The sequence below is a fragment of the Micromonospora sp. LOL_025 genome, from assembly GCF_048060285.1.
Lineage (GTDB): Bacteria > Actinomycetota > Actinomycetes > Mycobacteriales > Micromonosporaceae > Micromonospora.
Genome location: NZ_JBHMIR010000003.1, coordinates 97,268 through 123,122 on the forward strand (window position 1 = coordinate 97,268; position 25,855 = coordinate 123,122).

The 25,855-nt window shown below is 71.8% G+C and carries 22 protein-coding genes; 10 read left to right on the plus strand and 12 right to left on the minus strand.

The window, feature by feature from the left end; translation table 11 throughout:
- Positions 1–122: 122 nt before the first annotated feature.
- Positions 123–1,973: a bifunctional metallophosphatase/5'-nucleotidase gene (locus tag ACFHW0_RS05355; protein ID WP_416605839.1), complete on the minus strand. Its 1,851-nt coding sequence runs from the start codon at positions 1,971–1,973 to the stop codon at positions 123–125.
- Positions 1,974–2,195: 222 nt separating this feature from the next.
- On the opposite strand from ACFHW0_RS05355, the gene pcrA reads away from it, so the two are divergent.
- The gene (gene pcrA / locus ACFHW0_RS05360) at positions 2,196–4,601 is read left to right on the plus strand and encodes a DNA helicase PcrA (protein ID WP_416605840.1); all 2,406 of its coding nucleotides are present in this window, start codon (positions 2,196–2,198) and stop codon (positions 4,599–4,601) included.
- 58 nt (positions 4,602–4,659) lie between these two features.
- On the opposite strand, the gene ACFHW0_RS05365 is transcribed toward pcrA, so the two are convergent.
- Both ACFHW0_RS05365 and ACFHW0_RS05370 read right to left on the minus strand, forming a co-directional pair.
- On the minus strand, positions 4,660–5,424 hold the full coding sequence (locus tag ACFHW0_RS05365) for a M23 family metallopeptidase (RefSeq protein ID WP_416605842.1): 765 nt from the start codon (positions 5,422–5,424) through the stop codon (positions 4,660–4,662).
- A 273-nt stretch (positions 5,425–5,697) separates the two neighbouring features.
- Positions 5,698–6,414 carry a M23 family metallopeptidase gene (locus ACFHW0_RS05370; RefSeq protein ID WP_416605843.1) on the minus strand — a complete coding sequence of 239 codons (717 nt, stop codon included), beginning with the start codon at positions 6,412–6,414 and terminating at the stop codon, positions 5,698–5,700.
- Between the two features lie 432 nt (positions 6,415–6,846).
- Here ACFHW0_RS05370 and ACFHW0_RS05375 point away from each other — a divergent pair, with 432 nt between their 5' ends.
- The 3 genes from ACFHW0_RS05375 to sucD all read left to right on the plus strand — a co-directional run bounded on the left by ACFHW0_RS05375 (position 6,847) and on the right by sucD (position 9,786).
- The gene (locus ACFHW0_RS05375) at positions 6,847–7,251 is read left to right on the plus strand and encodes a cobalamin B12-binding domain-containing protein (protein WP_416605844.1); all 405 of its coding nucleotides are present in this window, start codon (positions 6,847–6,849) and stop codon (positions 7,249–7,251) included.
- A 466-nt stretch (positions 7,252–7,717) separates the two neighbouring features.
- Positions 7,718–8,896 carry an ADP-forming succinate--CoA ligase subunit beta gene (gene sucC, locus ACFHW0_RS05380; protein WP_121399796.1) on the plus strand — a complete coding sequence of 393 codons (1,179 nt, stop codon included), beginning with the start codon at positions 7,718–7,720 and terminating at the stop codon, positions 8,894–8,896.
- A gap of 2 nt (positions 8,897–8,898) precedes the next feature.
- Positions 8,899–9,786 (plus strand): succinate--CoA ligase subunit alpha, encoded by an 888-nt coding sequence (gene sucD / locus ACFHW0_RS05385; protein WP_101412719.1) that lies wholly within the window; start codon positions 8,899–8,901, stop codon positions 9,784–9,786.
- A 70-nt stretch (positions 9,787–9,856) separates the two neighbouring features.
- Here the strand turns inward: sucD and ACFHW0_RS05390 are convergent, their stop codons facing one another.
- Entirely contained in the window at positions 9,857–10,123 is a 267-nt protein-coding gene (locus ACFHW0_RS05390) for a hypothetical protein (RefSeq protein ID WP_416605846.1), read from the minus strand.
- A 159-nt stretch (positions 10,124–10,282) separates the two neighbouring features.
- Here ACFHW0_RS05390 and ACFHW0_RS05395 point away from each other — a divergent pair, with 159 nt between their 5' ends.
- On the plus strand, positions 10,283–11,557 hold the full coding sequence (locus ACFHW0_RS05395) for a DUF6350 family protein (RefSeq protein WP_416605848.1): 1,275 nt from the start codon (positions 10,283–10,285) through the stop codon (positions 11,555–11,557).
- Between the two features lie 59 nt (positions 11,558–11,616).
- On the opposite strand, the gene ACFHW0_RS05400 is transcribed toward ACFHW0_RS05395, so the two are convergent.
- Positions 11,617–12,249: a DUF4190 domain-containing protein gene (locus tag ACFHW0_RS05400; RefSeq protein ID WP_416605849.1), complete on the minus strand. Its 633-nt coding sequence runs from the start codon at positions 12,247–12,249 to the stop codon at positions 11,617–11,619.
- A 20-nt stretch (positions 12,250–12,269) separates the two neighbouring features.
- Positions 12,270–12,569 (minus strand): CD225/dispanin family protein, encoded by a 300-nt coding sequence (locus ACFHW0_RS05405; RefSeq protein ID WP_416605851.1) that lies wholly within the window; start codon positions 12,567–12,569, stop codon positions 12,270–12,272.
- Between the two features lie 180 nt (positions 12,570–12,749).
- Between ACFHW0_RS05405 and purN the strand changes: the two genes are divergently transcribed.
- Entirely contained in the window at positions 12,750–13,370 is a 621-nt protein-coding gene (gene purN, locus ACFHW0_RS05410) for a phosphoribosylglycinamide formyltransferase (protein ID WP_416605852.1), read from the plus strand.
- Positions 13,367–14,938 carry a bifunctional phosphoribosylaminoimidazolecarboxamide formyltransferase/IMP cyclohydrolase gene (purH, locus tag ACFHW0_RS05415; RefSeq protein ID WP_416605853.1) on the plus strand — a complete coding sequence of 524 codons (1,572 nt, stop codon included), beginning with the start codon at positions 13,367–13,369 and terminating at the stop codon, positions 14,936–14,938. Before purN ends, purH begins: the two co-directional genes overlap by 4 nt.
- Before the next feature lie 200 nt (positions 14,939–15,138).
- Here purH and ACFHW0_RS05420 read toward each other — a convergent pair whose 3' ends face one another.
- The 5 genes from ACFHW0_RS05420 to ACFHW0_RS05440 all read right to left on the minus strand — a co-directional run bounded on the left by ACFHW0_RS05420 (position 15,139) and on the right by ACFHW0_RS05440 (position 20,849).
- A complete protein-coding gene (locus tag ACFHW0_RS05420) occupies positions 15,139–16,167 on the minus strand; it encodes an ABC transporter ATP-binding protein (protein ID WP_416605854.1) in 1,029 nt (342 codons plus the stop codon).
- The gene (locus ACFHW0_RS05425) at positions 16,151–17,188 is read right to left on the minus strand and encodes an ABC transporter ATP-binding protein (RefSeq protein WP_416605855.1); all 1,038 of its coding nucleotides are present in this window, start codon (positions 17,186–17,188) and stop codon (positions 16,151–16,153) included. The genes ACFHW0_RS05420 and ACFHW0_RS05425 overlap by 17 nt, the downstream gene beginning before the upstream one ends.
- Before the next feature lie 35 nt (positions 17,189–17,223).
- Positions 17,224–18,180: an ABC transporter permease gene (locus tag ACFHW0_RS05430; protein ID WP_416605856.1), complete on the minus strand. Its 957-nt coding sequence runs from the start codon at positions 18,178–18,180 to the stop codon at positions 17,224–17,226.
- A 38-nt stretch (positions 18,181–18,218) separates the two neighbouring features.
- On the minus strand, positions 18,219–19,157 hold the full coding sequence (locus ACFHW0_RS05435; protein WP_416605857.1) for an ABC transporter permease: 939 nt from the start codon (positions 19,155–19,157) through the stop codon (positions 18,219–18,221).
- Positions 19,158–19,244: 87 nt separating this feature from the next.
- Positions 19,245–20,849 carry a peptide ABC transporter substrate-binding protein gene (locus ACFHW0_RS05440; RefSeq protein ID WP_416605858.1) on the minus strand — a complete coding sequence of 535 codons (1,605 nt, stop codon included), beginning with the start codon at positions 20,847–20,849 and terminating at the stop codon, positions 19,245–19,247.
- Between the two features lie 431 nt (positions 20,850–21,280).
- Here ACFHW0_RS05440 and ACFHW0_RS05445 point away from each other — a divergent pair, with 431 nt between their 5' ends.
- Together ACFHW0_RS05445 and mdh are read left to right on the plus strand one after the other, a co-directional pair.
- Entirely contained in the window at positions 21,281–22,141 is an 861-nt protein-coding gene (locus ACFHW0_RS05445) for a bifunctional methylenetetrahydrofolate dehydrogenase/methenyltetrahydrofolate cyclohydrolase (RefSeq protein WP_121399784.1), read from the plus strand.
- A gap of 140 nt (positions 22,142–22,281) precedes the next feature.
- Positions 22,282–23,232, plus strand: coding sequence for a malate dehydrogenase (gene mdh / locus ACFHW0_RS05450; protein WP_416605861.1), 951 nt, complete (start codon positions 22,282–22,284; stop codon positions 23,230–23,232).
- Positions 23,233–23,287: 55 nt separating this feature from the next.
- On the opposite strand, the gene ACFHW0_RS05455 is transcribed toward mdh, so the two are convergent.
- Positions 23,288–24,094: an MBL fold metallo-hydrolase gene (locus ACFHW0_RS05455; protein ID WP_416605863.1), complete on the minus strand. Its 807-nt coding sequence runs from the start codon at positions 24,092–24,094 to the stop codon at positions 23,288–23,290.
- A gap of 138 nt (positions 24,095–24,232) precedes the next feature.
- Here ACFHW0_RS05455 and ACFHW0_RS05460 point away from each other — a divergent pair, with 138 nt between their 5' ends.
- Positions 24,233–25,450, plus strand: a complete 1,218-nt coding sequence (locus tag ACFHW0_RS05460) for an NADP-dependent isocitrate dehydrogenase (protein WP_357876305.1) — start codon at positions 24,233–24,235, stop codon at positions 25,448–25,450.
- The last annotated feature ends 405 nt before the right edge of the window (positions 25,451–25,855 follow it).

Consider the following 25,855-nt stretch of genomic DNA (forward strand, 5'->3'; position numbering starts at 1 on the left):
AAGCGCTGACCGAACATGTCGTCGAGTATGCCGACCCCCGACCGGCCCGCGCAAGGATTCGGCGCAACCCGTGCCCGGACGGGCGGTCCCGGTGCCGTCGTGACGCCGGGACCGCCCGCGCCTCAGCCGAGGCGGGTGATCCGGTCGGCGGGTCCGGGGGCGACCGGAGCGCCGGCGCCCAGGTGGGCGATGAGCGCGTCGACGTCGAAGCCGGGGGCGGTGGCCCGGTCCGTGCCGGCCCGCAACTCGGTGAAGCCGTCCCCGCCGTTGGCCAGGAAGTCGTTCGTGGTGACCCGGTAGCTCGCGGCCGGGTCGACCGGCGCGCCGTCGAACGCCAGGGCGCTCACCCGCGAGCCCACCGGGGCGGTGCTGTCGTAGGAGTAGGTCAGCCCGGCCGAGACCTGGAGGATGCGCTGGGTGGTCTGCCCGTTGAAGCCCACGAACTGCTGCTCCAGCACGTTGCGCAGCTGCGCGCCGGTGAGGGTCTGGGTGACCACCAGGTTGTTGAACGGCTGGACGGTGAACGCCTCGCCGTAGGTGATCTCGCCAGGGTCCTCGTCGCCGGGGGAGGCCGCGTACGACAGGGACGCCCGGATGCCGCCCGGGTTCATCAGCGCGATCTGCGCCCCGTTCGCGCGGGTGTACGCGAGCTGCGCGTCGGCGATGACGTCACCCAGCGGGCTCTCCCCGCTGGGGAGGGCGTCGCGCACGATGTCGGCCGAGATCCGGCCCACCACCCGGTTGGCGATGGGCGCGACGGCCGCCCGGTACTTGTCGGCCAGCGCCTTGGCGCCCGGGTCCACCAGGTCGGGGTTGCGCACGTACGTGCCCGGCGCGCTCTGCTGCCAGGTGCCGTCCGGGTTGCGGACGCCGTTCTCGACGACGACGTTGCGGGCGGTGATCCCGGTGAACCGGCCCGTGCGCCGGTCCAGCGAGTAGTCCACGTCCGTGATCAGCTGGCCGTTGTTGCCGGCGCTGGTGACCACGCTGCGCGCGCCCGAGGAGTTCGGCAGGGAGCAGGAGTAGAAGCGGTGGGTGTGGCCGGAGACGACCAGCCCGAACTCCGGCCGCAGGCCGCGGACGATGTCCACGATCGGGCCGGAGAAGTTGGCGCAGTCTGAGACGCCGGGCGTGGTCGGCGGCGCCGACTGGGCGCCGCCCTCGTGCACCAGCAGCACCATCGCCTTGACGCCGAAGAGCTTCAGCAGGCCGCCCCACTTGTTGGCGGTCGCCACCTCGTCGGTGAACTTCACGGAGGCGATGCCGGCCGGGTTGACGATGTCCGGGGTGCCCTCCAGGGTCACGCCGACGAAGCCGACCGGCACGCCGCCGACGAACCGCACGTCGACCGGGGGCAGGATCGGCAGGCCGGTCTTCCTGCTGACGGTGTTGGCGGCCAGGTACGTGAACTTCGCGCCGGCGAAGCCGTCCCCGTCCTGGCAGCCGTCGACCGGGTGGCAGCCGCCCTTGTTGATCCGGATCAGCTCGTCGACGCCCTCGTCGAACTCGTGGTTGCCGACGGAGCTGACGTCGAGGCCGATCTCGTCCATCAGCTCGATGGTCGGCTCGTCGTGGAAGGCGGCGCTGACGAGCGGGGTGGCGCCGATCAGGTCGCCGGCCCCGACGGTGGTGGTGGTCCGCCCCTCGGCCCTGGCCTCGGCGCGCAGCTTCTTCAGCCAGGTGGCGAGGTACTCCACGCCGCCGGCGGGAGTGCCGTTGACCGCCGCGCCGCTGCCGCCGGGCGGGTCGATGGCGCCGTGGAAGTCGTTGTAGCTCAGGAAGTTGCCCTTGACCTCGCCGCCGGTCGGGGCGGCGTAGGAGACCGCGACGGGGGTGAGGCCGGACCCCCGGTCGTCGGCGGGGCCCGGCGCGGGCCGGGAAGCGGGGGACAGCGTGGCGACGACGGCCAACGCGAGGGTGGGCGCGGCGAGGTGGCGCAGCGCCGCCCGACCGCGCGAACGCGGCTGAGTCATGGTCGTTCTCCCAGTCGTGTACGGGGGAGGAGCCGGATTTTCACCGTCATCGTTCTGCATGGGGGACGGCGGCACCAGACGCGACAGGGTGACATCTTCGTCTCGACGGAGGTGCGGAGGGACCTTTCCGCGCATCCCCGGAGGGACGCGGGGCCGGCTCGGGCGAGCCGGCGGTGCGCGGCGGGGGGAAGTGTCCGCCCGGCGGCATAGACTCGCCGTGCGATGCATCCTCTCTTCGACATCCCCGCGTCCCCGCCCGCACCGGCGCCCGCCCCGACCTCGCCGCACCGGCCCAGGTCGGCGGCCGTCCACCTCGACCCGCAGGCCCTGGTCGAGGGCCTGAACGGGCCGCAGCGCGACGCCGTCACCCATGCCGGCTCGCCCCTGCTCATCGTGGCCGGTGCCGGCTCGGGCAAGACCCGGGTGCTCACCCACCGGATCGCCTACCTGCTGGCCGCCCGGGACGTGCACCCCGGCGAGATCATCGCGATCACCTTCACCAACAAGGCCGCCGGCGAGATGAAGGAGCGGGTCGCCCACCTGGTGGGTCCCCGCGCCCGCCTGATGTGGGTGTCGACGTTCCACTCCGCCTGCGTGCGCATCCTGCGCGCCGAGCACGAGCACGCCGGCCTGAAGTCGACCTTCTCGATCTATGACGCGGACGACTCCCGCCGGCTGATGCAGATGGTCGCCAGGGAGCTGGACCTCGACCCGAAGCGCTACCCGGCGCGCGGGCTGGCCGCCCAGGTCTCCAACCTGAAGAACGAGCTGGTCGACCCCGAGGAGTTCGCGGGCCGCGCCAAGGGCCCCAACGAGCGGGCGCTGGCGGAGGCCTACACGCTCTACCAGCGGCGGCTGCGCGAGGCGCACGCGCTGGACTTCGACGACCTGATCATGACGACGGTGCACCTGCTCCAGTCCCACCCGCACGTCGCGGAGAGCTACCGCCGGCGGTTCCGGCACGTGCTGGTGGACGAATACCAGGACACCAACCACGCCCAGTACGTGCTGATCAAGGAGCTGGTCTCGGGCACGGAGGGGATCGAGCCGGCGGAGCTCTGCGTGGTCGGTGACGCCGACCAGTCGATCTACGCGTTCCGGGGCGCCACGATCCGCAACATCCTGGAGTTCGAGCGCGACTTCAGCGACGCCCGGACGATCCTGCTGGAGCAGAACTACCGCTCCACCCAGACCATCCTCAACGCGGCCAACGCGGTGATCGACCGGAACACCTCGCGCAAGCCGAAGCGGCTGTGGAGCGAGGCGGGCGCCGGCGAGCCGATCGTCGGCTACGTGGCCGACACCGAGCACGCCGAGGCCGACTGGGTGGCCCGCGAGATCGACCGGCTGGTCGACGCCGACGAGACCCGCCCGGGTGACGTGGCCGTCTTCTACCGCACCAACGCCCAGTCCCGGGTCTTCGAGGAGGTGTTCATCCGGGTCGGCCTGCCCTACAAGGTGGTCGGCGGGGTGCGCTTCTACGAGCGCAAGGAGGTCCGCGACGCGCTGGCCTACCTGCGCGCGGTGGTCAACGACGACGACACGGTCAGCCTGCGCCGGATCCTCAACACCCCCCGCCGGGGCATCGGCGACCGGGCCGAGGCGTGTGTGGAGGCGCTGTCCAGCCGGGACCGGATCTCGTTCGGGGCGGCGCTGCGCCGGGCGAAGGACGCCCCGGGCATCTCCACCCGGGCGGCCAACGGCATCGCCGACTTCGTCGCCCTACTCGACGGCGCCCGTGAGCTGGCCGAGACGGGCACCCCGGAGGAGGTGCTGGAGGCGCTGCTGACCCGCTCGGGCTACCTCACCGAGCTGGAGGAGAGCCTCGACCCGCAGGACGCGGGGCGGGTCGACAACCTCCAGGAGCTGGTCAGCGTCGCCCGCGAGTACACCGAGCGGATCGAGGCGATCGGCGAGGAGGGGGAGCGGGCGACGCTGGCCGGCTTCCTGGAGCAGGTCGCGCTGGTCGCCGACGCCGACCAGGTCCCCACGGACGACCCGGACCACCAGGGCGTGGTCACCCTGATGACGCTGCACACCGCGAAGGGCCTGGAATTCCCGGTGGTCTTCCTGACCGGCCTGGAGGACGGCGTCTTCCCGCACCTGCGTTCGCTGGGCGACAGCCGGGAGCTGGAGGAGGAGCGCCGGCTGGCGTACGTCGGCATCACCCGGGCCCGCCAGCGTCTCTACCTCTCCCGGGCGGTCACCCGCTCGGCGTGGGGGCAGCCGGCCTACAACCCGCCGTCGCGGTTCCTGGAGGAGCTGCCGCCGGAGCTGGTCCGCTGGGAGCGCACCGAGGGGTCGTACACCTCGTGGGCCGGCGGGGGCGGCGGCGTGGGCGGCCGCGCGGACCGCGCGCCTGGCGGGCGTGCGGGCTTCAACGGTGGTACGCCGAAGGCGGCCCAGCTGGCGAAGCGGCTGGGGGTCGACGCCAGCCGCCTGACCACGGCGAGCGAGCTGCCGCAGGGGCCGAAGGTGTCCGCCGGCGACCGGGTCAACCACCAGCGCTACGGCCTGGGCCGGGTGCTCGCCGTCGAGGGGCACGGCCCGGGAGCGCGGGCGCAGATCGACTTCGGCGACCAGACGATGTGGCTGGTGCTCCGGCACGCCCCGATCGACAAGCTCTGAGGCCGGCGCGGCCCGGCCCGGTAGCGCGCCGGACCGGGCCGTTTCCGGTGGCTGCGGGTCAGCAGGCCACGTCGATGCCCCGGGCGCGCAGGAACGGCGCGGGGTCGATCTGGTTCCACATCTGACCCTGGTGCACCTCGAAGTGCAGGTGCGGGCCGGTGGAGTCGCCGGTGGACCCCTCCAGGCCGATGGTCTGCCCGGCGGCGACCTTCTCGCCCACGCCCACCTTGGCGGTGCTCAGGTGGGCGTAGTGGGTCAGGTAGCCGTTGCCGTGGTCGACGAAGACGGAGATGCCGTACCCGTCGCCGACGTCGCCGGCCTTGGTGACGGTGCCGCCGAAGGCCGCGCGGACCGGGGTGCCGGCGGGCAGCGCGAAGTCGATGCCGGCGTGCTGCGTGCCCCAGCGCGGGCCGTAGCAGGAGGTGATCGCCGCTCCCTTCATCGGGATGACCCAACTGGGCTTCGGCTTGCTGGTCTTCTTCGGCTTCGGCTTCGGCTTGGCGGTGGTCGCCTTCGGGCTGGGCTTGGCCGACGGGCTGGCCTTCGTCGGGCTGGGCGTCGGGCTCGCCGAGGGGGTGGCCGGGGCGGTCGTGGACCGGGTGGAGCGGTCGGCGCGGTCGGCGGCCTCCGCGCGGGCCTGCGCGTCGACGGCGGCGGCCGGTACGGCGGGTTCGTCGTTCCCGTTGGCCGCGAACGCCGCTCCGCCGAGGCCGAGGCCGGCCAGGGCCGCCGCGGCGATGACCACGCGGGTGCGGCCGCCGATTCGCCTCCGGTGCCGGACGGGGGCGTCGGGGGTGTTCTCGTTCCGAATGTCTTCCTGCACGGCGGACCTTCACTGATCGAGGGGGCACTTGACCTCGAAATACTGGTGTCGACACGCGGCGTGACGGGTAGTGGGACGGAGTCTCGACGGACCGACGACGGTCGACGCTGCCCGGTGCGTCCCCGTTCGGGGTTTTCGATCGCAAAAGTGATCATGCATGGCGATGGCGCCGGTCACAGTCGATCCTGTGACCCGGCTCACTTTGGCTGGCCGTGGCACACGAAAAACCGCCCGGATCGACAGATCCGGGCGGTCGACGGGCGATGCGCAGCGTCAGGAGTCGGCTACCTCGCTGTAGTACGCCTCGACTTGTAGCTTGATGTCCACTCCGCGCTCCTGGAGCCACGGCACCGGGTCGAGCGGCTCGCCCTTGACATGCACCTCGAGGTGCAGGTGGGAGCCGTAGGAGTGGCCGGTGTTGCCCACGAGGCCGAGCTGGTCGCCCGCCTTCACCTGCTGCCCCTCCTTGACGTTCAGCGCGGAGGAGTGGCCGTAGATCGCCTCGCTGCCGTCGGGGTGCTGGACGATCACGGTGTGGCCGTAGCCGCCGAACCAGCCGGCCTTGGTGACGGTGCCGCCGTGGATGGCGACGTAGGGCGTGCCTTCGGGAGCGACCAGGTCGACGCCGGTGTGCAGCTTGCCCCAGCGCATGCCGTAGGGCGAGTTGAACTCGTAGCCCTGGAGGGGGAGCAGCCAGACCTCGCGCTCGGCGGACTGGTCGCCTCCGGCGCGGTCGCTGTCGCGGCTGGCGCGGTCGGCGTTGTCGCCACGGGCCGCGACGTCCTGGTTGACGGCCGAGGCGGCCTTGAGCTCGTCGAGGACCGACGGGCTGACGCTCTTGGCGTCCGGCAGGGCGCCCGCGCCGATCGCGACGATGCCGGCGCCGACGAACGCGGTGGTGACGACCGCTGCGTAGCGGCTACGCGGGGGGGTGGGTACGCGGCGGCGACCGCGATATCGATCGGGCTCAGACGACAGGCGCTGGCGCACGCACACCCTCCGTTGTCGGGGATCCGAAGCGGCTTCCTCGACGCCCGTGAAGCTCGGGTGAACGTCGGCTGGCCGCGTCGTCACCCGTCCGTGGACCTGATGACAACCGTGGACACGTTAGCCAACCACCAGTCCCGTCACAAGCCGAAGCGCCGAATTGCCACCGCGTTCTGTCCCTTTCCGTCCGTGATTGTCATGGGTCGTACCCCTCGAACGGTGCCCTCCTAACTGCCCGTTCGTCGCGCAGGGTGACCGAACGGCGGAGTCGTCCGGCTTGACGCCGGGGGTCGCCGCGGTCCGCCGTACCGGTGCCGACGGGAACCCGGCCGGGCCCGCGTGCCGTGAGGTTCGCCGCCCGGATTTCCCGGGCAGGGTCGGGCGGGTTACCGTTCGTTCAGTGAAGGCCGCGGAGCCGGTGAAAGGGATGCGCTGATGAGCTCTCGTATTCGGGTCGTCGTCGCCAAGCCGGGCCTGGACGGCCACGACCGTGGCGCAAAGGTCGTCGCGCGTGCCCTGCGGGATGCCGGCATGGAGGTCATCTACACCGGCCTGCACCAGACCCCGGAACAGATCGTGGAGACCGCGATCCAGGAGGACGCCGACGCGGTCGGGCTCTCCGTGCTGTCCGGGGCGCACATGACGCTGTTCCGGCGGGTGGTGGAGCTGCTCGGCGAGCGCGACGCCCGCGACATCGTCGTGTTCGGCGGCGGCATCATTCCCGACGCCGACATTCCGGAGCTTCAGCGGATCGGCGTCGCGAAGATCTTCACGCCGGGCGCGACGACCCAGTCGATCGTCGAGTGGGTCCGGCAGAACGTCGCCCAGCCGGTCGCCTGACGACGGTCGCGGATCCGGCCGGTCGCCTGACGGCGGTCGCGGCACCGGGGCCGGTCGGCGGCCGAATCCGGACAGGGGGAGGGGCCGGACGCACCCCTCACACGTCCGGCCCCTCTATGCACGATGCCCCGCCGCCACCCCTCGACCGACAGGGCATCGGCCGCTCCCGTCGCCGCGCTGTATCAGCGCTCCGACACCTGACTCAACGACGCCCCCACGGAGGGGTTACGCGCCCCCGGCAACATCGCCCGGACGGCTGACATCGGGCCGAAGTCGCGGAAAGGCCGCGCGACGCCGCCGATTGTGCATTACCACACAACGTGCACCCGCTCGGTTGCCGGCGGTGTCCACCTCGCTAGGCTGCGCCCAATGGCCTGTTTCGAGTGATGACAGGCGTCAAACTGTTTTCCATAACGCTGGTGGCGGCGCGACGGCGCGCCGCGGAGACGGGACGGGACGCGCAAACGTGGACCTGTACGAGTACCAGGGGCGGGACCTGTTCGAGCGGCACGGCTTGCCCGTGCTCGCCGGCGGCGTCGCCACGACCCCGGAGGAGGCCCGCGCGATCGCCGAACGCCTCGGCGGTCGGGTGGTCGTCAAGGCGCAGGTGAAGGTCGGTGGCCGTGGCAAGGCCGGCGGCGTGAAGCTGGCCGAGGGCGCCGAGGAGACGGTGGCCCGCGCCACCGACATCCTCGGCATGGACATCAAGGGCCACACCGTCCACAAGGTCATGATCACGGTGACCGCGGACGTGGCCGAGGAGTACTACTTCTCCTACCTGCTCGACCGGGCGAACCGCACCTTCCTCTGCATCGCCAGCGTCGCCGGCGGCATGGACATCGAGCAGGTCGCCGCCGAGACCCCGGAGAAGGTCGTCAAGGCCCCGATCGACGCCAACACCGGCGTCGACGAGGCGAAGGCGCGCGAGATCGTCGCCGCCGCCAACTTCCCGGCCGAGGTCGCCGACCAGGTCGTCGAGGCCGCCGTGGGGCTGTGGAAGGCCTTCGTCGCCGAGGACGCCACGCTGGTCGAGGTGAACCCGCTGGCCAAGACCGGCGAGGGCAAGCTGCTGCTGCTCGACGCCAAGGTCACCCTCGACGAGAACGCCGCGTTCCGGCACCCGGACCACGAGGCGCTGGTCGACCAGGCCGCGGTGGACCCGCTGGAGCAGGCCGCCAAGGAGAAGGACCTCAACTACGTCAAGCTCGACGGCGAGGTCGGGATCATCGGCAACGGCGCCGGCCTGGTCATGTCGACCCTCGACGTGGTCGCGTACGCCGGTGAGCGGCACGGCGGCGTCAAGCCGGCCAACTTCCTCGACATCGGCGGTGGCGCGAGCGCCGCCGTGATGGCGAACGGACTGGAGATCGTCCTCTCCGACCCGTCGGTGAAGAGCGTCTTCGTCAACGTCTTCGGCGGCATCACCGCCTGCGACGAGGTCGCCAACGGCATCGTGCAGGCGCTGGCCCTGCTCGAGCAGCGCGGCGAGCAGGTCACCAAGCCGCTGGTCGTCCGCCTCGACGGCAACAACGCCGAGGCCGGCCGGGCGATCCTCGACGGCGCGAACAACCCGCTGGTCCAGCGGGTCGACACGATGGATGGCGCGGCCGAGCGGGCCGCCGAGCTGGCGGCTGCGGGGGTCTGACAATGGCTATCTGGCTGACCAAGGACTCGAAGGTCATCGTCCAGGGGATGACCGGTTCCGAGGGTTCCAAGCACACCCGGCGGATGCTCGCCGCGGGCACCAACGTCGTCGGCGGCGTCAACCCGCGCAAGGCGGGCCAGACGGTCGACTTCGACGGCACCGAGCTGCCGGTCTTCGCCAGCGTCGCGGACGCGATGGCGCAGACCGGTGCCGACGTGACCGTGATCTTCGTGCCGCCGCAGTTCACCAAGGGCGCGGTCGTCGAGGCGATCGACGCCGGGATCGACCTGGCCGTGGTGATCACCGAGGGCGTGCCGGTGCACGACACCGCCGCGTTCTGGGCGTACAACGTCGCCAAGGGGGAGCGGACCCGGATCATCGGCCCGAACTGCCCGGGCATCGCCTCGCCGGGCGCCTCCAACGCCGGCATCATCCCGGCCGACATCACCGGCACCGGCCGCATCGGCCTGGTCAGCAAGAGCGGCACGCTGACCTACCAGATGATGTACGAGCTGCGCGACATCGGCTTCTCGACCTGCGTCGGCATCGGCGGTGACCCGATCATCGGCACCACCCACATCGACGCGCTCGCCGCGTTCGAGGCCGACCCGGACACCGACGCGATCGTCATGATCGGTGAGATCGGCGGCGACGCCGAGGAGCGCGCCGCCGAGTTCATCAAGGCGAACGTGACCAAGCCGGTGGTCGGCTACATCGCCGGCTTCACCGCGCCGCCCGGCAAGACCATGGGTCACGCCGGTGCGATCATCTCCGGCTCGGCGGGCACCGCCGACGCCAAGAAGAACGCGCTGGAGGCGGTCGGCGTCAAGGTCGGCAAGACCCCGACCGAGACCGCCAAGCTCATGCGGGAGATCATGTCCGCGGGCTGAGCCCGACCGACGTACGACCGGAGGGCCGACCGTTCGCGGTCGGCCCTCCGTCGTCGTGACGCGGGCGGCCTCAGTCGTTGTAGAGCGGGTAGTTGCCGCCGGCCCAGAGAACGCCGTTGCCGATGATGTTGAGCACGCCGAACGCGATCGCCAGGTAGCCGAGCACGGGCGACTGGCCGAAGCGCTTGGCGTCCCGGATCGACAGGTAACCGAAGACGATCCCCAGGATGCCGCAGCAGAGCAGGCCGAGGATGATGCCGAGCACGCCCCAGAGGACCGTGCGGTCGCTACCGGCCGCGGACGGTGCTGGCGGGGGCGGCGGATACGGAGTGTTCACGGCTCTCCTCCGGACGTCGGTGCCGCGACCCTACGGTCGCGTCCCTGCGCCCGAGGCTAGACCGGATCGGGGGCCGGAGATGGTGGATCACGGAACTCGTCGCCGCTACGGGGCGGTATCGGACTGCCACCGCCGGCCCGGCATGCCAGAGTAGACGCGATGTCCTCCGTCACCCCTGATCAGCCCAGCCGTCCCGGCGCCGACGTCGGCCCCTGCGCCCGGCCGGCCGCGCCCGTCGGGCGGAGCCGGCGGGTGCCCGCGCCGCGCGCCGGCGAGCCGCGCCGCAGCCGCGCCCCGCTCGTCGTCGCCGCCGGGGTCGCCGCCGGGTGGGCGGCGCTCACCTCCTGGCTGCCGGTCGTGGTCGTGCTCTGGCTGTTCCAGCTCAGCGAGGGTGCCGCCTCCGTGCCGGGCGCGCTGCGCGCCGGGCTGGCCGGCTGGCTGCTCGGGCACGGCGTGCCGCTGGACACCGCCGCCGGCCCGCTCGGGCTCGCCCCGCTGGCGCTGACCGCGCTGGTGCTCTGGCGGCTGACGCGGGCGGGCGTGCACGCCAGCCGGGCCATCGGCGCGCGGGGCGGGCGGTCACCCCGGCAGGCGCTCCTCGCCGCCGGTGCGGTCGGCGTCGCGTACGCGCTGCTCGGGGTGCTCGGCGCGGTGCTGGTCGGCGTGTCACCGGTGCGCGCCGGGCTGACCCTCGTGGTGCTCGGCACGCTCGGGGCCCTGGTCGGCTCGGTGCGGACCACGCGTGTGGCCGGGCTGCTCGCCGCGCGGTCCCCGGAGCCGCTGCGCGACGGGATCCGCACCGGGCTCGTCGCCGGGCTGCTGCTGTTCGGCGCGGGGGCCGGCGCGGCCGGGCTCGCCGTGGCCACCGGGGGCGGGGACGCCGCCGACCTGATCGGGGCCTACCGCACCGGGGTCGCCGGCCAGGCCGGGATCACGCTGGTCAGTCTCGCCTACGCGCCCAATGCCACGGTCTGGTCGGTCAGCTACCTGCTCGGCCCGGGTTTCGCCGTCGGCACCGACACGGCGGTACGCACCAGCGAGGTCTCCGTGGGGGCGCTGCCGGCCGTACCGCTGCTGGCCGGGCTGCCGCGCGGGCCGGTCGACGGGCTCGGCGCCGGGCTGCTCGCGGTGCCGGTCCTCGCCGGGATGGCCGCGGGGTGGCTGCTGGCCCGCCGGCTGCTCCGGCTCGCCGCCGACGACCGGGCGCCGCTGCGCTGGGGGCCGCTGCTCGGGGCGGCGGCGCTCGCCGGCCCGGTGGCCGGTCTGCTGCTGGGCGCCGCCGCGGCCGCCTCCGCCGGATCGCTGGGCGGCGGCCGGCTGGTCCAGGTGGGGCCCGTCGCCTGGCAGGTGGCGGCGGTGGCGACCGCGGTCGTCACGGTCGGGGCGCTGATCGGCGCCGCCGCGACCCGGGTGCTGTCCCGCGCGCCCCGCTGAGGCCGCCAGACGCCGAAGGGGCGCCCCGGACGAGCCGGGACGCCCCTGTCGCATGGCGGTCAGGGCTGGTTGGGCAGCGTGAAGCTGAAGCCCACCAGGATGACCTGGAGCAGGCCGAGCACGACGCCGATGGCGCCGCAGATCAGGCCGGCGAGGGCCTGACCGTTGTTGTCGGCCAGCCCCTGGGCGGCCTTCTGCTTGCCCATCCACCCGGTCACCAGTGCGCCGATGCCCAGCGGGATGCCGAGGTAGCAGCAGACCAGCGGGATCGAGGCGATGCCGAGGATCATGGACACCAGACCGAGGGTGTTCTGCTGCTGCCCCGGCCCCTTCGCGGCGAATCCCGCGTTGGGGTACATGGGCGGCGGTGCGTACGCCTGCTGGCCGTACGGGTCCTGGTACGGCTGCTGCCCGTACGGCTGGCCCGAGGTCGGCGGCTGGCCGTAGGGCTGGCCGGAGGTCAGCGGCTGGCCGGAGGTCGGCGGCTGGCCGTAGGGGTCCTGCTGGCCGTACGGGTTCTGCTGGCCGTACGGATCCTGCGGCGCGGCGTACGGATCCTGCGGCTGCCCGGAGACGGGCTGCTGACCGTACGGCGCCGCCGGCGGCGGGGCGTACGGGTCGTGGTGCGGCGCGGTCGGATCCTGGTGCGGCTGCTGGCCGTACGGATCCTGTCCGGGGTAACCGGGCTGCATGCGACTCCTCGTCCGATCTGTCAGTAGCTGCTGGTGGAGGTGCTGCCGCCCACCACACCGGCGAGCCCACCGAGCAGGCAGCACACCAGCACGATCACGTACCAGCTGATGCCGACGATGAGCGCCCACTTGGACCACTTCTTCGACTCGGCGGCGGCAGCCTGGGCCCCGGCGTAGTCACCCTGCTGGAGCAGCGGGTTCACCTTGGAGGCGTTGATGATCGCCGGGATGGCCAGCGGCCAGAAGAGGAAGATGGCGACGATCGACATCGTCATGTTGTTGTTGACCTGCGGCTGCTGCGGCTGGTATCCGGGCTGCATCTCGGCGTACTCCTCATTCCACTCGACACCCCGCGGGCGTCGGATCACTGACGGGTGCGGGCCGGACGCGCGCCGGGCCCGAGCGACCGGCAGCGTACCTGGTCCGGACCATTCACGTCGTCGGTGAATGTCGCAATGCCCAGCGGATGGACCGGCCGGCACGCCCGATAGGGTGGCCCGGTGACCGAGCCCGCGTCCGTCGCCCGCATCGTCGTCCTCGTCTCCGGCTCCGGGAGCAACCTCCAGGCCCTGCTCGATGCGAGCGTCGATCCCGCGTACGGGGCCCGGGTGGTGGCCGTCGGCGCCGACCGGGACGGCATCGCGGGCCTGGACCGGGCCGCCGCGGCCGGCGTGCCGACCTTCGTCGAGCGGGTCGCCGACCACCCCACCCGCGAGGACTGGGACGCCGCGCTGACCGCCCGCGTGGCCGAGCACCGGCCCGACCTGGTCGTCTCCGCCGGTTTCCTGAAGCTGGTCGGCCCGCACTTCCTGGCCGCCTTCGGCGACCGCTACCTGAACACGCACAACACGCTGCTGCCGGCGTTCCCCGGCATCCACGGCCCGCGCGACGCCCTCGCCTACGGCGTGAAGGTCACCGGGGCCACGCTCTTCTTCGTCGACGCCGGTATGGACACCGGCCCGATCGTCGCGCAGGTCGCCGTGCCGGTGCACGACGACGACGACGTCGAGACGCTCACCGAGCGCATCAAGGAAGCCGAGCGGCGCCAGCTCGTCGAGCAGGTGGGCCGCCTGGTCCGTGAAGGTTGGACGATCACCGGAAGAAAGGTCACGGTCCCGTGAGTTCCACTCAGGACGAACGCCGCCCGATCAGGCGGGCGCTGGTCAGCGTCTACGACAAGACCGGCCTGGTCGAGCTGGCCCGGGCGCTGCACACGGCCGGGGTGGAGATCGTCTCGACCGGCAGCACGGCCTCGGCCATCGCCGGCGCGGGGGGGCCGGTGACCCCGGTGGAGACGGTGACGGGCTTCCCGGAGATCCTCGACGGGCGGGTCAAGACGCTGCACCCGAAGGTGCACGGCGGGCTCCTCGCCGACCTGCGCAAGGACTCCCACGTCGCCCAGCTCGACGAGCACGGCATCGCGGGGATCGACCTGCTGGTGTCCAATCTCTACCCGTTCCAGGCCACGGTCGCCTCCGGCGCCGGCGTCGAGGAGTGCGTGGAGCAGATCGACATCGGCGGTCCGGCGATGGTCCGGGCAGCCGCCAAGAACCACGCCTCGGTCGCCGTGGTGACCGACCCGGCCGCGTACCCGGCGCTGCTCGCCGCGCTCGGCGAGGGCGGCTTCACGCTGGCCCAGCGACGCGTGCTGGCCGCCCGCGCCTTCGCCGTCATCGCCGAGTACGACGTGGCGGTGGCCGAGTGGTGCGCCGCCACGCTGGCGCCCGAGGAGGACGGCTGGCCTGACTTCGCCGGGCTGTCGCTGCGCCGCTCGGCGGTGCTGCGCTACGGCGAGAACCCGCACCAGCCGGCGGCGCTCTACGTCGACCCGTCCAGCCCGGCCGGGCTCGCCCAGGCCGAGCAGCTGCACGGCAAGGAGATGTCCTACAACAACTACGTCGACGCCGACGCGGCGTGGCGGGCGGCCAACGACTTCGCCGGGCAGCCGGCGGTGGCGATCATCAAGCACGCCAACCCGTGCGGCATCGCGGTCGGCGCCGACGTGGCCGAGGCGCACCGCAAGGCGCACGCCTGCGACCCGGTGTCCGCGTACGGCGGGGTGATCGCGGTGAACCGGCCGGTCTCGGTCGAGCTGGCCCGGCAGGTCTCGGAGATCTTCACCGAGGTGCTGGTGGCACCCGGGTTCGACGAGGGCGCGGTGGAGATCCTCCAGGGCAAGAAGAACATCCGGCTGCTGCACGCGCCGGCCTTCGACCCGCTGCCGGCGGAGTGGCGGCAGGTCACCGGCGGCGTACTGGTCCAGGTGGCCGACCGGATCGACGCCGAGGGCGACGACCCGGCCAACTGGCGGCTCGCCACCGGTGCGGCCGCCGACGAGGCGACCCTGCGTGACCTGGCCTTCGCCTGGCGGGCGGTGCGCGCGGTGAAGAGCAACGCGATCCTGCTCGCCAAGGACGGCGCGACCGTCGGCGTCGGGATGGGGCAGGTCAACCGGGTCGACTCGGCGCAGCTCGCGGTCGCCCGCGCCGGGGCGGACCGGGCACGCGGTTCGGTCTGCGCCTCGGACGCCTTCTTCCCGTTCGCCGACGGCCCGAAGATCCTCATCGACGCCGGCGTCCGCGCGATCGTGCAGCCGGGCGGCTCGATCCGGGACGAGGAAGTGATCGCGGCCGCCAAGGAAGCCGGCATCACGATGTACCTGACCGCCACCCGCCACTTCTTCCACTGACCCACCCACCCCACCCCCTCCCCCCTCCCTCCCCGCCCCCGCCCCCCCGCCCCCCGCTCGCGTCGATCATGCAGTTGTGGTGCCCCGCAAAAGGGGCGGAGCCGCACGATTCGCCCACCACAACTGCATGATCGACGCGGCGGGTGGGGTGCGGACAGGGCGGGGTGGGGAGGGGGAGCGGGGTGGGGAGGGGAGCGGGGTCAGGGGGTGGGGCGGAGTTCGGCGAAGTGGCAGGCCGAGGGGTGCGGGTCCGCCGCGCGGGGGACCGCGTGGGGTTCCTCGATGGCGCAGACCTCCTGGGCCTTCCAGCAGCGGGTGCGGAAGTGGCAGCCGCTCGGCGGGTCGGCCGGGCTCGGCACGTCCCCGGTGAGCCGGATCATCGTGCGCCGGTCGCGGGCCTCCGGGTCCGGCACCGGCACGGCCGAGAGCAGCGCCTGGGTGTACGGGTGGGTGGCGCGCTCGTAGATCTCCTCCTCGGTACCGATCTCCACGATCTTGCCGAGGTACATGACCGCGACCCGGTCGGAGATGTGCCGCACCACCGACAGGTCGTGCGCGATGAAGATGTACGACAGGCCGAGCTCGTCCTGGAGTTTCTCCAGCAGGTTGATGACCTGGGCCTGGATCGACACGTCCAGAGCGCTGACCGGCTCGTCGCAGACGATGATCTCGGGCCGTAGGGCGAGCGCCCGGGCGATGCCGATGCGCTGCCGCTGGCCGCCGGAGAACTGGTGCGGGTACCGGTTGATGTGCTCCGGGTTGAGGCCGACCACGTCGAGCAGTTCCCGTACCCGGGTCTGCCGGCTGCCCTTCGGCGCGGCGTCCGGGTGGATCTCGAACGGCTCGCCGATGATGTCACCCACCGTCATCCGCGGGTTCAGCGAGGTGTACGGGTCCTGCATGACCATCTGCATGTTGCGCCGCAGCCGGCGCAGCTCGGCGCCGGAGGCGGAGAACAGGTCCCTGCCCTCCAGGGTGGCCCGGCCCGCGGTCGGCGTCTCCAAGCGCATCAGCAACCGGGCCAGCGTCGACTTGCCGCAGCCCGACTCGCCGACCACCCCGAGGGTCTCGCCGCGGCGCAGCTCGAAGCTGACCCCGTCGACGGCCTTGACGGCGCCGACCTGTTTCTGGAAGAGCACGCCCCGGCGGATCGGGAAGTGCTTGACCACGTCGTCGACGGCGAGGATCGTCTCGCCGCGCACCTTGGTCGGGCTAGCGGGCGCTGTCATCACGGACCTCCTGGGCGAAGTGGCACGCGCTGGTCCGGCCGTCGCCCAGGACCAGGTCGTGCGGCACCACGTCGACGCAGACCTGCTGCACGTACGGGCACCGGGGGTGGAAGGGGCAGCCGGACGGGATCCGCATCAGGTTGGGCGGCAGCCCCTTGATCGTGGAGAGCTCCTGACCCCGTACGTCCAGCCGCGGGATCGACTCCAGCAACCCCTTCGTGTACGGGTGGGCCGGCGCCCGGTACAGCGAGCGGACGTCGGCGTGCTCGACGATCCGGCCGGCGTACATGACGGCGATCCGGTCCGCGACGTCGGCGACCACGCCGAGGTCGTGCGTGATCAGGATCATCGCCATGTCGAGGTCGCGGCGCAGGTCGGCCAGCAGGTCCATGATCTGGGCCTGCACGGTGACGTCCAGGGCCGTGGTCGGCTCGTCGGCGATCAGCACCTTGGGGTTCATGGCCAGCGCCATCGCGATCATGACGCGCTGCCGCATGCCGCCGGAGAACTGGTGCGGGTAGTCGCCGACGCGGCCGGCGGCGCCGGGAATCCGCACCAGGTCCATCAGCTCCACGGCCCGGGCGCGGGCGTCCGCCTTCGACATGCCCTCTCGCTGGCGCAGCGTCTCGCCGATCTGCCAGCCAACCGGGAAGACGGGATTCAGCGCGGAGAGGGCGTCCTGGAAGATCATCGCGATCTCCTTGCCGCGCACCTGCCGGCGCTGCTCCTCCGGCAGCTTCAGCAGGTCCCGCCCCTGGTAGCGGACCTCGCCGGAGCGGATCACGGCCGGGGGAGTGTCGAGGATGCCCATGATCGCCTGGGCGGTGACCGACTTGCCGGAGCCCGACTCGCCGAGCACGGCGAGCGTCTCGCCGGGATCCAGGTGGTACGAGACCCCGTTGATGACCCTGGCCACGCCCTCGCCGGTGCGGAACTCGACGTGCAGGTCCCGTACCTCCAGCAGGTGCCCGCCCTCGGGCGTCGGGGAGGCCGGCGTGGGTCGGACGGCGGACTGGCTCACGGTTCCTGCCTTTCGCTTGCGACGGGTGGGTGGGGTCAGCGCAGCTTCGGATCGAAGGCGTCGCGGATCGCGTCGCCGAGCATGATGAACGCCAGCACGGTCAGCGCGAGGAAGATCGAGGGGACCAGCAGGGGCGTTGCCGACTCCCGCATGTGCACCCGGCCGGCGTCGATGTCGATGCCCCAGGAGATGGTCGGCGCCTTCAGCCCGATGCCGAGGAAGCTCAGCGTCGCCTCGGCGGCGATGAACGAGCCGAGGGCGATGGTCAGCACCACGATCGCCGGGGCGAGCGCGTTGGGCAGGATGTGCCGCAGCATGATCCGGCCGTCGCCGGCGCCCAGCATCCGGGCCGCCGCGACGTAGTCCTGCTCCTTGGCGGTGATCACCGAGGAGCGGACGACGCGGGCGGCGGTGGTCCAGCCGAGGATCGCCAGCACGAAGATGACCGCGCCGATCCGGACCGCCGAGCTGTCGCTGTTGACCCGCTTGAGCAGCACGATCGCGGCGAGCAGGAGCGGGATGCCGAGGACGATGTCGATCACCCGGGAGAGCACCGCGTCGACCCAGCGGCCGAAGTAGCCGGCCAGCATCCCCACGGCGAGCGCGATCAGGCCGGTGAGCAGCGCGGAGAGCGCGCCGACCAGCAGCGACGCGCGGGCGCCGTACACCGCCCGGGCGTACGTGTCGCAGCCCTGGAAGTCGTACCCGAAGATCGCCCCGCCGGACGGGCCGGCGTGCTGGCGGGCCAGCACGCAGTCGCGCGGGTCGTTCGCGGTGAACAGCCCGGGCACGGCGGCCATGGCGGCGACCAGCACCACCAGGGCGAGGCTGATCCAGAAGATCGGCTTGCGGCGCAGGTCGCGCCAGGCGTCGCCGGCCAGGCTGCGGGGCTTCTGCGGTACGCCGACCTGGTTCGGGGCGCCGGGCTCACCCGACGGCCCTCGCCGCGCGGCCTGGTTCTCGCTCGCGGCGACGGTCTCGAAGTCACTCATGCCCGATTCCCACCGCGTTGCCGATTCGTTCGCTGCGCTCACTCATAGCGGATCCTCGGGTCGAGTACGGCGTACAGGACGTCCACCACCAGGTTGGAGACGAGGTAGACCACGACGAGCACGCTGACGATGCCCACCACCAGCGGGCCGTCCTCGGTGCGGATGCCGCGGAAGAGGTTGAAGCCGACGCCGGGGATGTTGAACACGCCCTCGGTGATGATCGCGCCGCTCATCAGGTTGCCCAGCTCGACGCCCAGGAAGGTGACCACCGGGATGAGCGAGTTGCGCAGCACGTGGACGCTGACGATCCGCCGCTTCACCAGTCCCTTCGACCGGGCGGTGCGGACGTAGTCGGCGCGCAGGTTCTCGGCCACGGACGTCCGGGTCAGCCGCAGGGCGGTGGCCAGCGAGAGCGAGCCGAGCACGATGCCCGGCAGCAGGAGCGCGTACAGGTCCGGGTCGGCTCCGGCGGTGGCTGGGAAGAGCCGCCACCTGACGCCGAGGAGGTACTGCGCCAGCGGCGCGAGCACGATCGTCGGGATGCCGAGCACCAGCAGCGTCAGCAGCAGTGTCGAGTTGTCGAAGATGCTGGCCCGCCGGATGCCGGCGAGCACGCCCGCGGTGACGCCGAAGAGAATGGTGACCGCCATGGCGATCAGCGCCAGCTTGACCGTGACCGGCCAGGCGGCGGCCAGGATGTCGCCGATCGAGCGTCCGGTGAGGGACTGCCCGAGGTCGCCCTGGAGCAGGTTCTTGAGGTAGTCGAAGTACCGGTAGAAGAAGCCGCCGACCCCGGTCCGGTCGAGGTGGAACTTCTCCGTCAGGTATGCCCGCTGCGCGGCCGTGACCGGGCGTTCGCCGGCGAGCGCCTGGATGGGGTCGCCCTGGCCGGCGAACATCAGCGCGTAGACGATCAGCGTGGTCCCGAAGAACGCGAGGACCATCTGGAGCAGACGCCGCAGAACGAAGCGGAACATACTTGGCAGTCTCTCTGAAAAAGGGCGAAGAGGATGGCGGGTCGGGCCACCGTCCGCCGATGGCCCGACCCGTCGTGCCGCGTGGTGCTACTTGACGGCCTCGATCTTCAACAGGTCGATCCGGTCGAAGAGATCCATCTCCACGTTCGTCACCTTGGTGGAGTGGCCGAAGTTGTTCTGGCCGTACCGCAGCGGGATCACCGGCAGGTCCTTCGCGAGCAGGTCCTCGGCCGCCTGGTACTTCTTGACCGCCTCTTCCTCGTTCGCGGCGCTGGTGCCCTCGGCGACCAGCTTGTCGAACTCCGGGTTGCTGTAGCCGTAGTAGTTCGACGAGCCGTTGCTGCTGTACAGCGGGCCCAGGTAGTTCTCCATGGACGGGTAGTCCATGACCCAGCCCATCCGGAACAGGCCGACCGGCTGCTTGGCCTTCACCTTGGTCAGCAGGTCCGCGAACTTCGGCTCGGCGGTGCCCACGCAGTCCACGCCCAGGTTGGTCTTGAGCTGGTTGCAGGTCGCGTCGATCCAGTCCTTGTGGCCGCCGTCGCCGTTGTAGGACAGCTCGATCCTCGCCGGGCCGCCCGCGGCCTGGTACAGGCTCTTGGCCTTGGCCGGGTCGAACTCGCCGGCCTCGCCGATGGTGTTGTCGCGGTAGCCCGCGACGACCGGCGAGACGAACGAGCGGGCCGGCTGCTGCGAGTCCTTGAAGATCGACTTGGTGATCTCGTCCCGGTCGACCGCCATCGAGATGGCCTTGCGCACGTCCGGGTTGCTGAACTCCTTCTGGAACGTCGGGAAGGCCAGCACCTGGAGCGACGAGGCGGAGCTCTGCTTGAACCGGTCACCGAGGTCGGTGGCGGCCGTCGAGAGGTTCTCGGTCGGGACGGTCTTGATGACGTCCAGATTGTCCGAGAGCACGTCCGCGTACGCGGCGGTCGGCTGCTGGTAGATCCGGAACTCGACGCCGGCCACCTTCGGCTTCTCGCCGGGGAAGGCGTCGTACTTCTCGACCTCGACCTTGGCGTCGTGCTGCCAGGCGCCCTTCATTTTGAACGGGCCCTGACCCACGGGCGCCTGCTCGTACCCCTCGGCCAGCACGCCGGGCGCGGAGAACGCGGCCTTCGGCATCGGGTAGAAGGCGGTGTAGCCGAGCATGGTCTTGAACTCGCTGTACGGCTGGGACAGCGTGACGGTGAAGGTCAGGTCGTCGACCTTCTTCAGCCCGCTGAGCGTCTTGGCCTTCGGGGTCTCGCCCTGCACGTCCTCGTAGCCGGCGATCTTCTCGAAGAAGTAGCTGGAGTTCTGGCCGTTCGGGGCGTAGGCGCCGTAGTTCCAGGCGTCGACGTAGTTGTCGGCGGTGACCTTCTCGCCGTTGTGGAAGGTGTAGCCGTCCTTCAGCTTGACCGTCCAGGTCGTGTTGTCCTCGGACGTCACCGACTCGGCCGCCACCTCGTAGGGCTTGTTGGCCTCGTCGTAGTCGACCAGCGGGCTGAACAGGGCGGCGAGCACCTGCGAGCCGCTCGTCTCGTTGGTGTTGGTCGGCACCAGGTGCTGCGGCTCGGCGATCTCGATCCGCACGGCCGCGTCGGGGTTGCTCTCGCCGGATCCACCGTCGCCGCCCGAGCCGCAGGCCACCAGGCCCAGGGTCACCGCGAGCGGGAGGGCGGTCCAGGCAGCGAGCCTACGAACACGCATGTAGCCTCCTCATCTCCTCACGCTGCGCAGTCAGGCCCGGCGCTGGGTTTACGCTGCGCAACGTTGGGCAACGGTAGGTCGCCGGCTGGCGATCGACAACGGGCGGGTTGCGAACCGGTAACGGAGTCACCGCCGGGGCCTTGCCTCGAGGGGCCGGTCCTGGTAATGCCGTGCGGGCTGCGAGAATGGCCATGGGCTGCCGGAGCTCTCGACGCGCCCGGTGCCCGTCGCGACCGCTCCGCCCCGCTGTGCCGTCCCGGCCCGACCGTGCCGGCCCGCCCTGCGAATCGCCCCGACGTCCGGATCCGGGCGGGTCTCAGCGGCCGATTCGTCACGCAGAGTGATTAAGGGCACGTCACCCTTCGTGGTCACATTGCGGGCTTGGCGCAGGTCGTCGGATCGCCGGCCGTCGACCGTGAGACGATCTGGGCGTGACGGCGACGCTTCTGGACGGCAAGGCGACCGCGGCCGAGATCAAGGACGAGCTGCGGACACGGGTCAAGGCACTGGCGGAGCGCGGCATCACCCCCGGGCTCGGCACCGTCCTGGTGGGCGCGGACCCCGGCTCCCAGGCGTACGTCAACGGCAAGCACCGCGACTGCGCCGAGGTGGGGATCGCCTCGATCCGCCGGGAACTGCCGGCCGACGCGACCCAGGAGCAGGTCGACGGCGTGCTCGCCGAGCTGAACGCCGACCCGGCGTGCCACGGCTACATCGTCCAGCTGCCGCTGCCGGGGCACCTCGACACCCAGCGGGTGCTGGAGCTGATCGACCCCGACAAGGACGCCGACGGCCTGCACCCGGTCAACCTCGGCCGGCTCGTCCTGGGCTACGACGCCCCGCTGCCCTGCACCCCGCGCGGCATCGTCGAGCTGCTCCGCCGGCACGACGTGCCGTTGCGCGGCGCCAAGGTCGCCGTGGTCGGTCGCGGCAACACCGTCGGCCGTCCGCTCGGTCTGCTGCTCACCCGGCGCAGCGAGAACGCCACCGTGACCCTCTGCCACACCGGCACCCTCGACCTGGCCTCGCACACCCGGGCCGCCGACATCGTCATCGTGGCCGCCGGCGTGCCGGGCCTGCTCACCGCCGACATGCTCACGCCGGGCGCGGTCGTGGTCGACGTCGGCATCACCCGGGTCATCGGCCCGGACGGCAAGGGCCGCTACACCGGCGACGTCGCCGGTGACGCGGCGGAGGTGGCCGGCAAGCTGGTGCCCATGCCGGGCGGCGTCGGCCCGATGACCCGCGCGATGCTGCTGACGAACGTCGTGGAGCGGGCCGAGCGCGACTGAGCGCCCGCCGGGCCCCGCCCGGAGCCGGACGGCGGTGACGTTCGCCCCATCCCGGCGATGGCCGCCGCCCCTGGCCTGTTCGGTGCCAGGATGACTGATACGGTCCGGAAAACCGACTGGTAGCAGGGAGTGGGACGACCATGGGTAAGAAGGTCACTGTCGTCGGGGCCGGCTTCTACGGCTCCACCACCGCACAGCGCCTGGCCGAGTACGACGTCTTCGACACCGTCGTGATCACCGACATCGTGGAGGGCAAGCCCGCGGGTCTCGCCCTGGACCTCAACCAGTCGCGGGCCATCGAGGGCTTCGAGACCAAGGTGGTCGGCGTGACCACCGGCCAGAACGGCGAGGGCTACGAGGCCATCGAGGGCTCGGACGTCGTGGTGATCACCGCCGGCCTGCCGCGCAAGCCGGGCATGAGCCGGATGGACCTGCTGGAGACGAACGCCAAGATCGTCCGTCAGGTCTCCGAGAACGTCGCCAAGTACGCCCCGAACGCCGTCGTCATCGTCGTGTCCAACCCGCTCGACGAGATGACCGCGCTGGCCCAGCTCGCCACCCAGTTCCCGAAGAACCGGGTGCTCGGCCAGGCCGGCATGCTGGACACCGCCCGGTTCACCAACTTCGTGGCCGAGGCGCTGGGCGTACCGGTGAAGTCGGTCAAGACGCTGACCCTCGGCTCGCACGGCGACACGATGGTGCCGGTGCCGTCGCAGAGCACCGTCGACGGCAAGCCGCTGCGTGAGGCCATGCCGGCGGAGCAGATCGAGGAACTGGTGGTCAAGACCCGCAACGGCGGCGCCGAGGTGGTCGCGCTGCTCAAGACCGGTTCGGCGTACTACGCGCCGTCGGCCGCCGCCGCCCGGATGGCCAAGGCCGTCGCGGAGGACTCCGGCGAGGTCATGCCGGTCTGCGCCTGGGTCGACGGCGAGTACGGCATCTCCGGCGTCTACCTGGGTGTCGAGGCCGCGATCGGCGCCGAGGGCGTCAAGCGGGTCGTCGAGACCGACCTGGACGCCGACGAGCTGGCCAGCCTGAAGGAGGCCGCCGAGGCCGTCCGCGCCAAGCAGGGCGACGTCGCCAGCATGTGATCCACCCGTCGAGGGGGCACGCCGGTCGCCGGCGGCCCCCTCGCGTCGTGTCCGGCTACAGCGTCACGAACGCCTCGCCCAGGTGCGGGGTGGCGAGCATCGTGGCACCGCGCGCGGCCAGGTCGCGCAGCAGCCCCACCCGCGAGGCACGCGCCACGGCGGCGTCCTCCTCGTGGGCGTACGCCAGCCCGGGCTCGACCAGTTGCACGGCGTTCACCAGCAGGTCGCCGGTGAGCAGCAGCCGCTGGTCACCGACCTCCAGTAGCACCGACTGGTGCCCGGGCGTGTGTCCCGGCGTCGGCAGCAGCCGTACGGTCGGGTCGAGCCTCTCCGCGCCGTCGACCACCCGGAGCTGGCCGGCGGCGCGCAACGGCGCGACCAGGCCGGCCGACAGCCCCGGGTTGAGGTGCCCCACGGCGGCCAGTTCGGCCCGCTGGAGCAGGTAGTCGGCGTTGGGGAAGTACGGCGTGCCCGGCGAGCCGGTGACCGCCCAGCCGACGTGGTCGGTGTGCAGGTGGGTGAGCACCACCGTGCGCACGTCGGCCGGCGCGATGCCGGCGGCGGCGAGCTCGGCCGGCAGCCGGCCGGGCACCGGCGCCCAGCTCGCGGCGGGGGAGCCGGCCGGGCCGATCCCGGCGTCGACCAGGGTCACCGGCCCGTCCCCGGCACGGATGGCGAAGCTGCGGAACGGCAGCCACCACCGCCCGTCGGCGGTCACCGTGCCCGGGTCCCGCCGGTCGGCCGCGCGCCAGTGCTCCGGCCCGGCGTCGGGGAACGCCTCGGCGCGGGGCTGGAAGAACGGCCCCTCGCCGTCGGTGAGCGCGGTGACCGTGATAGACCCGAGGATGCGGCTCGACGGCATCCGGCGATCATGTCAGTGGCCCCGTACGCCGTGCACGTCGTTTGTTCCGGCCCGACCGAGGCCGGCTGGGGACTGCCGATCAGTTTCCAGTACGCTCGTACTGCTTGAGCACGAGTCCCCCGAGAGGAGCGCCGGCCGATGGCGAAGATCAAGGTAAACAACCCGGTCGTTGAGCTCGACGGCGACGAGATGACCCGGATCATCTGGAAGCAGATCCGGGAGCAGCTGATCCTGCCCTACCTCGACGTCGACCTGCACTACTACGACCTGTCGATCCAGCACCGCGACGAGACCGACGACCAGGTCACCGTCGATGCCGCCAACGCCATCAAGGAGCACGGCGTCGGCGTCAAGTGCGCGACCATCACCCCGGACGAGGCCCGGGTGGAGGAGTTCGGCCTGAAGAAGATGTGGCGGTCGCCGAACGGCACGATCCGCAACATCCTCGGCGGCGTCGTCTTCCGTGAGCCGATCATCATGTCCAACGTGCCGCGGCTGGTCCCCGGCTGGACCAAGCCGATCATCATCGGCCGGCACGCCCACGGTGACCAGTACAAGGCCACCGACTTCGTCGTCCCCGGCCCGGGCAAGGTGACCGTCACCTACACCCCGGCCGACGGCGGCGCCCCGATGGAGATGGAGGTCGCCAACTTCTCCGGCGGCGGCATCGCCATGGGCATGTACAACTTCGACGAGTCGATCCGGGACTTCGCCCGCGCCTCGTTCCGGTACGGCCTGGACCGCAACTACCCGGTCTACCTGTCCACCAAGAACACCATCCTCAAGGCGTACGACGGCCGGTTCAAGGACATCTTCGCCGAGGTGTTCGAGAACGAGTTCAAGGCCGAGTTCGACGCCGCCGGCATCACCTACGAGCACCGGCTCATCGACGACATGGTCGCCGCCGCGCTCAAGTGGGAGGGCGGCTACGTCTGGGCCTGCAAGAACTACGACGGTGACGTGCAGTCCGACACCGTCGCGCAGGGCTTCGGCTCGCTGGGCCTGATGACCTCGGTGCTGCTCTCCCCGGACGGCCGTACCGTCGAGGCCGAGGCCGCGCACGGCACGGTCACCCGGCACTACCGGCAGTGGCAGAAGGGCGAGAAGACCTCGACCAACCCGATCGCGTCGATCTACGCCTGGACCCGGGGCCTGGCCCACCGGGGCAAGCTGGACGGCACCCCGGCGGTCACCGAGTTCGCCGACACGCTGGAGCAGGTCATCGTCGACACCGTCGAGGGCGGTCAGATGACCAAGGACCTCGCGCTGCTCATCTCGCGGGACGCCCCGTGGCTGACCACCGACGAGTTCATGAACGCGCTCGACGAGAACCTGGCGCGCAAGCTCTCCGCCTGATCCTCGTCCACCCGGGACGGCACGCAGCGCCGCCGCGTCGCACAGGAGCCCGCCGGCACCCGCCGGCGGGCTCCTGCCGTTCCACTCGCTCGCTCCCCGCTCCCCGCTCGCCGCTCGCCGCTCGCCGCTCGCCGCTCGCCGCTCGCCGCTCGCCGCTCGACGGCCGCGGTGCGGCCGTCGAGCGGTGCAGATCTTGGTACCGGAGTGCCCCTCCGGGGGCCGTTCCCTGCCAAGATCCGCTCGGTTCTCCGCAGGCGGCGGCGTGTCGGCGGGGGACACGCCGGTCGCGTCACCTACTTCGGCGCGCCTCGTTGACCTGGGTGGACGAGATGCCAGTCGCGTCCAGGAAGGTTGACCGCGGTCGCCACGCGGCAAGCGCGCCGATCAGCCAGCCTTCCCGGCTGT

Coding starts and splice junctions, on each gene's coding strand:
- ACFHW0_RS05430 (WP_416605856.1), bottom strand. CDS start 18,180: ATGAGTGACTTCGAGACCGTCGCCGCGAGCGAGAACCAGGCCGCGCGG.
- mdh (WP_416605861.1), top strand. CDS start 22,282: ATGGGTAAGAAGGTCACTGTCGTCGGGGCCGGCTTCTACGGCTCCACC.
- ACFHW0_RS05355 (WP_416605839.1), bottom strand. CDS start 1,973: ATGACTCAGCCGCGTTCGCGCGGTCGGGCGGCGCTGCGCCACCTCGCC.
- ACFHW0_RS05435 (WP_416605857.1), bottom strand. CDS start 19,157: ATGTTCCGCTTCGTTCTGCGGCGTCTGCTCCAGATGGTCCTCGCGTTC.
- pcrA (WP_416605840.1), top strand. CDS start 2,196: ATGCATCCTCTCTTCGACATCCCCGCGTCCCCGCCCGCACCGGCGCCC.
- ACFHW0_RS05420 (WP_416605854.1), bottom strand. CDS start 16,167: ATGACAGCGCCCGCTAGCCCGACCAAGGTGCGCGGCGAGACGATCCTC.
- ACFHW0_RS05395 (WP_416605848.1), top strand. CDS start 10,283: ATGTCCTCCGTCACCCCTGATCAGCCCAGCCGTCCCGGCGCCGACGTC.
- ACFHW0_RS05375 (WP_416605844.1), top strand. CDS start 6,847: ATGAGCTCTCGTATTCGGGTCGTCGTCGCCAAGCCGGGCCTGGACGGC.
- ACFHW0_RS05455 (WP_416605863.1), bottom strand. CDS start 24,094: ATGCCGTCGAGCCGCATCCTCGGGTCTATCACGGTCACCGCGCTCACC.
- ACFHW0_RS05405 (WP_416605851.1), bottom strand. CDS start 12,569: ATGCAGCCCGGATACCAGCCGCAGCAGCCGCAGGTCAACAACAACATG.
- ACFHW0_RS05440 (WP_416605858.1), bottom strand. CDS start 20,849: ATGCGTGTTCGTAGGCTCGCTGCCTGGACCGCCCTCCCGCTCGCGGTG.
- ACFHW0_RS05400 (WP_416605849.1), bottom strand. CDS start 12,249: ATGCAGCCCGGTTACCCCGGACAGGATCCGTACGGCCAGCAGCCGCAC.
- sucD (WP_101412719.1), top strand. CDS start 8,899: ATGGCTATCTGGCTGACCAAGGACTCGAAGGTCATCGTCCAGGGGATG.
- ACFHW0_RS05460 (WP_357876305.1), top strand. CDS start 24,233: ATGGCGAAGATCAAGGTAAACAACCCGGTCGTTGAGCTCGACGGCGAC.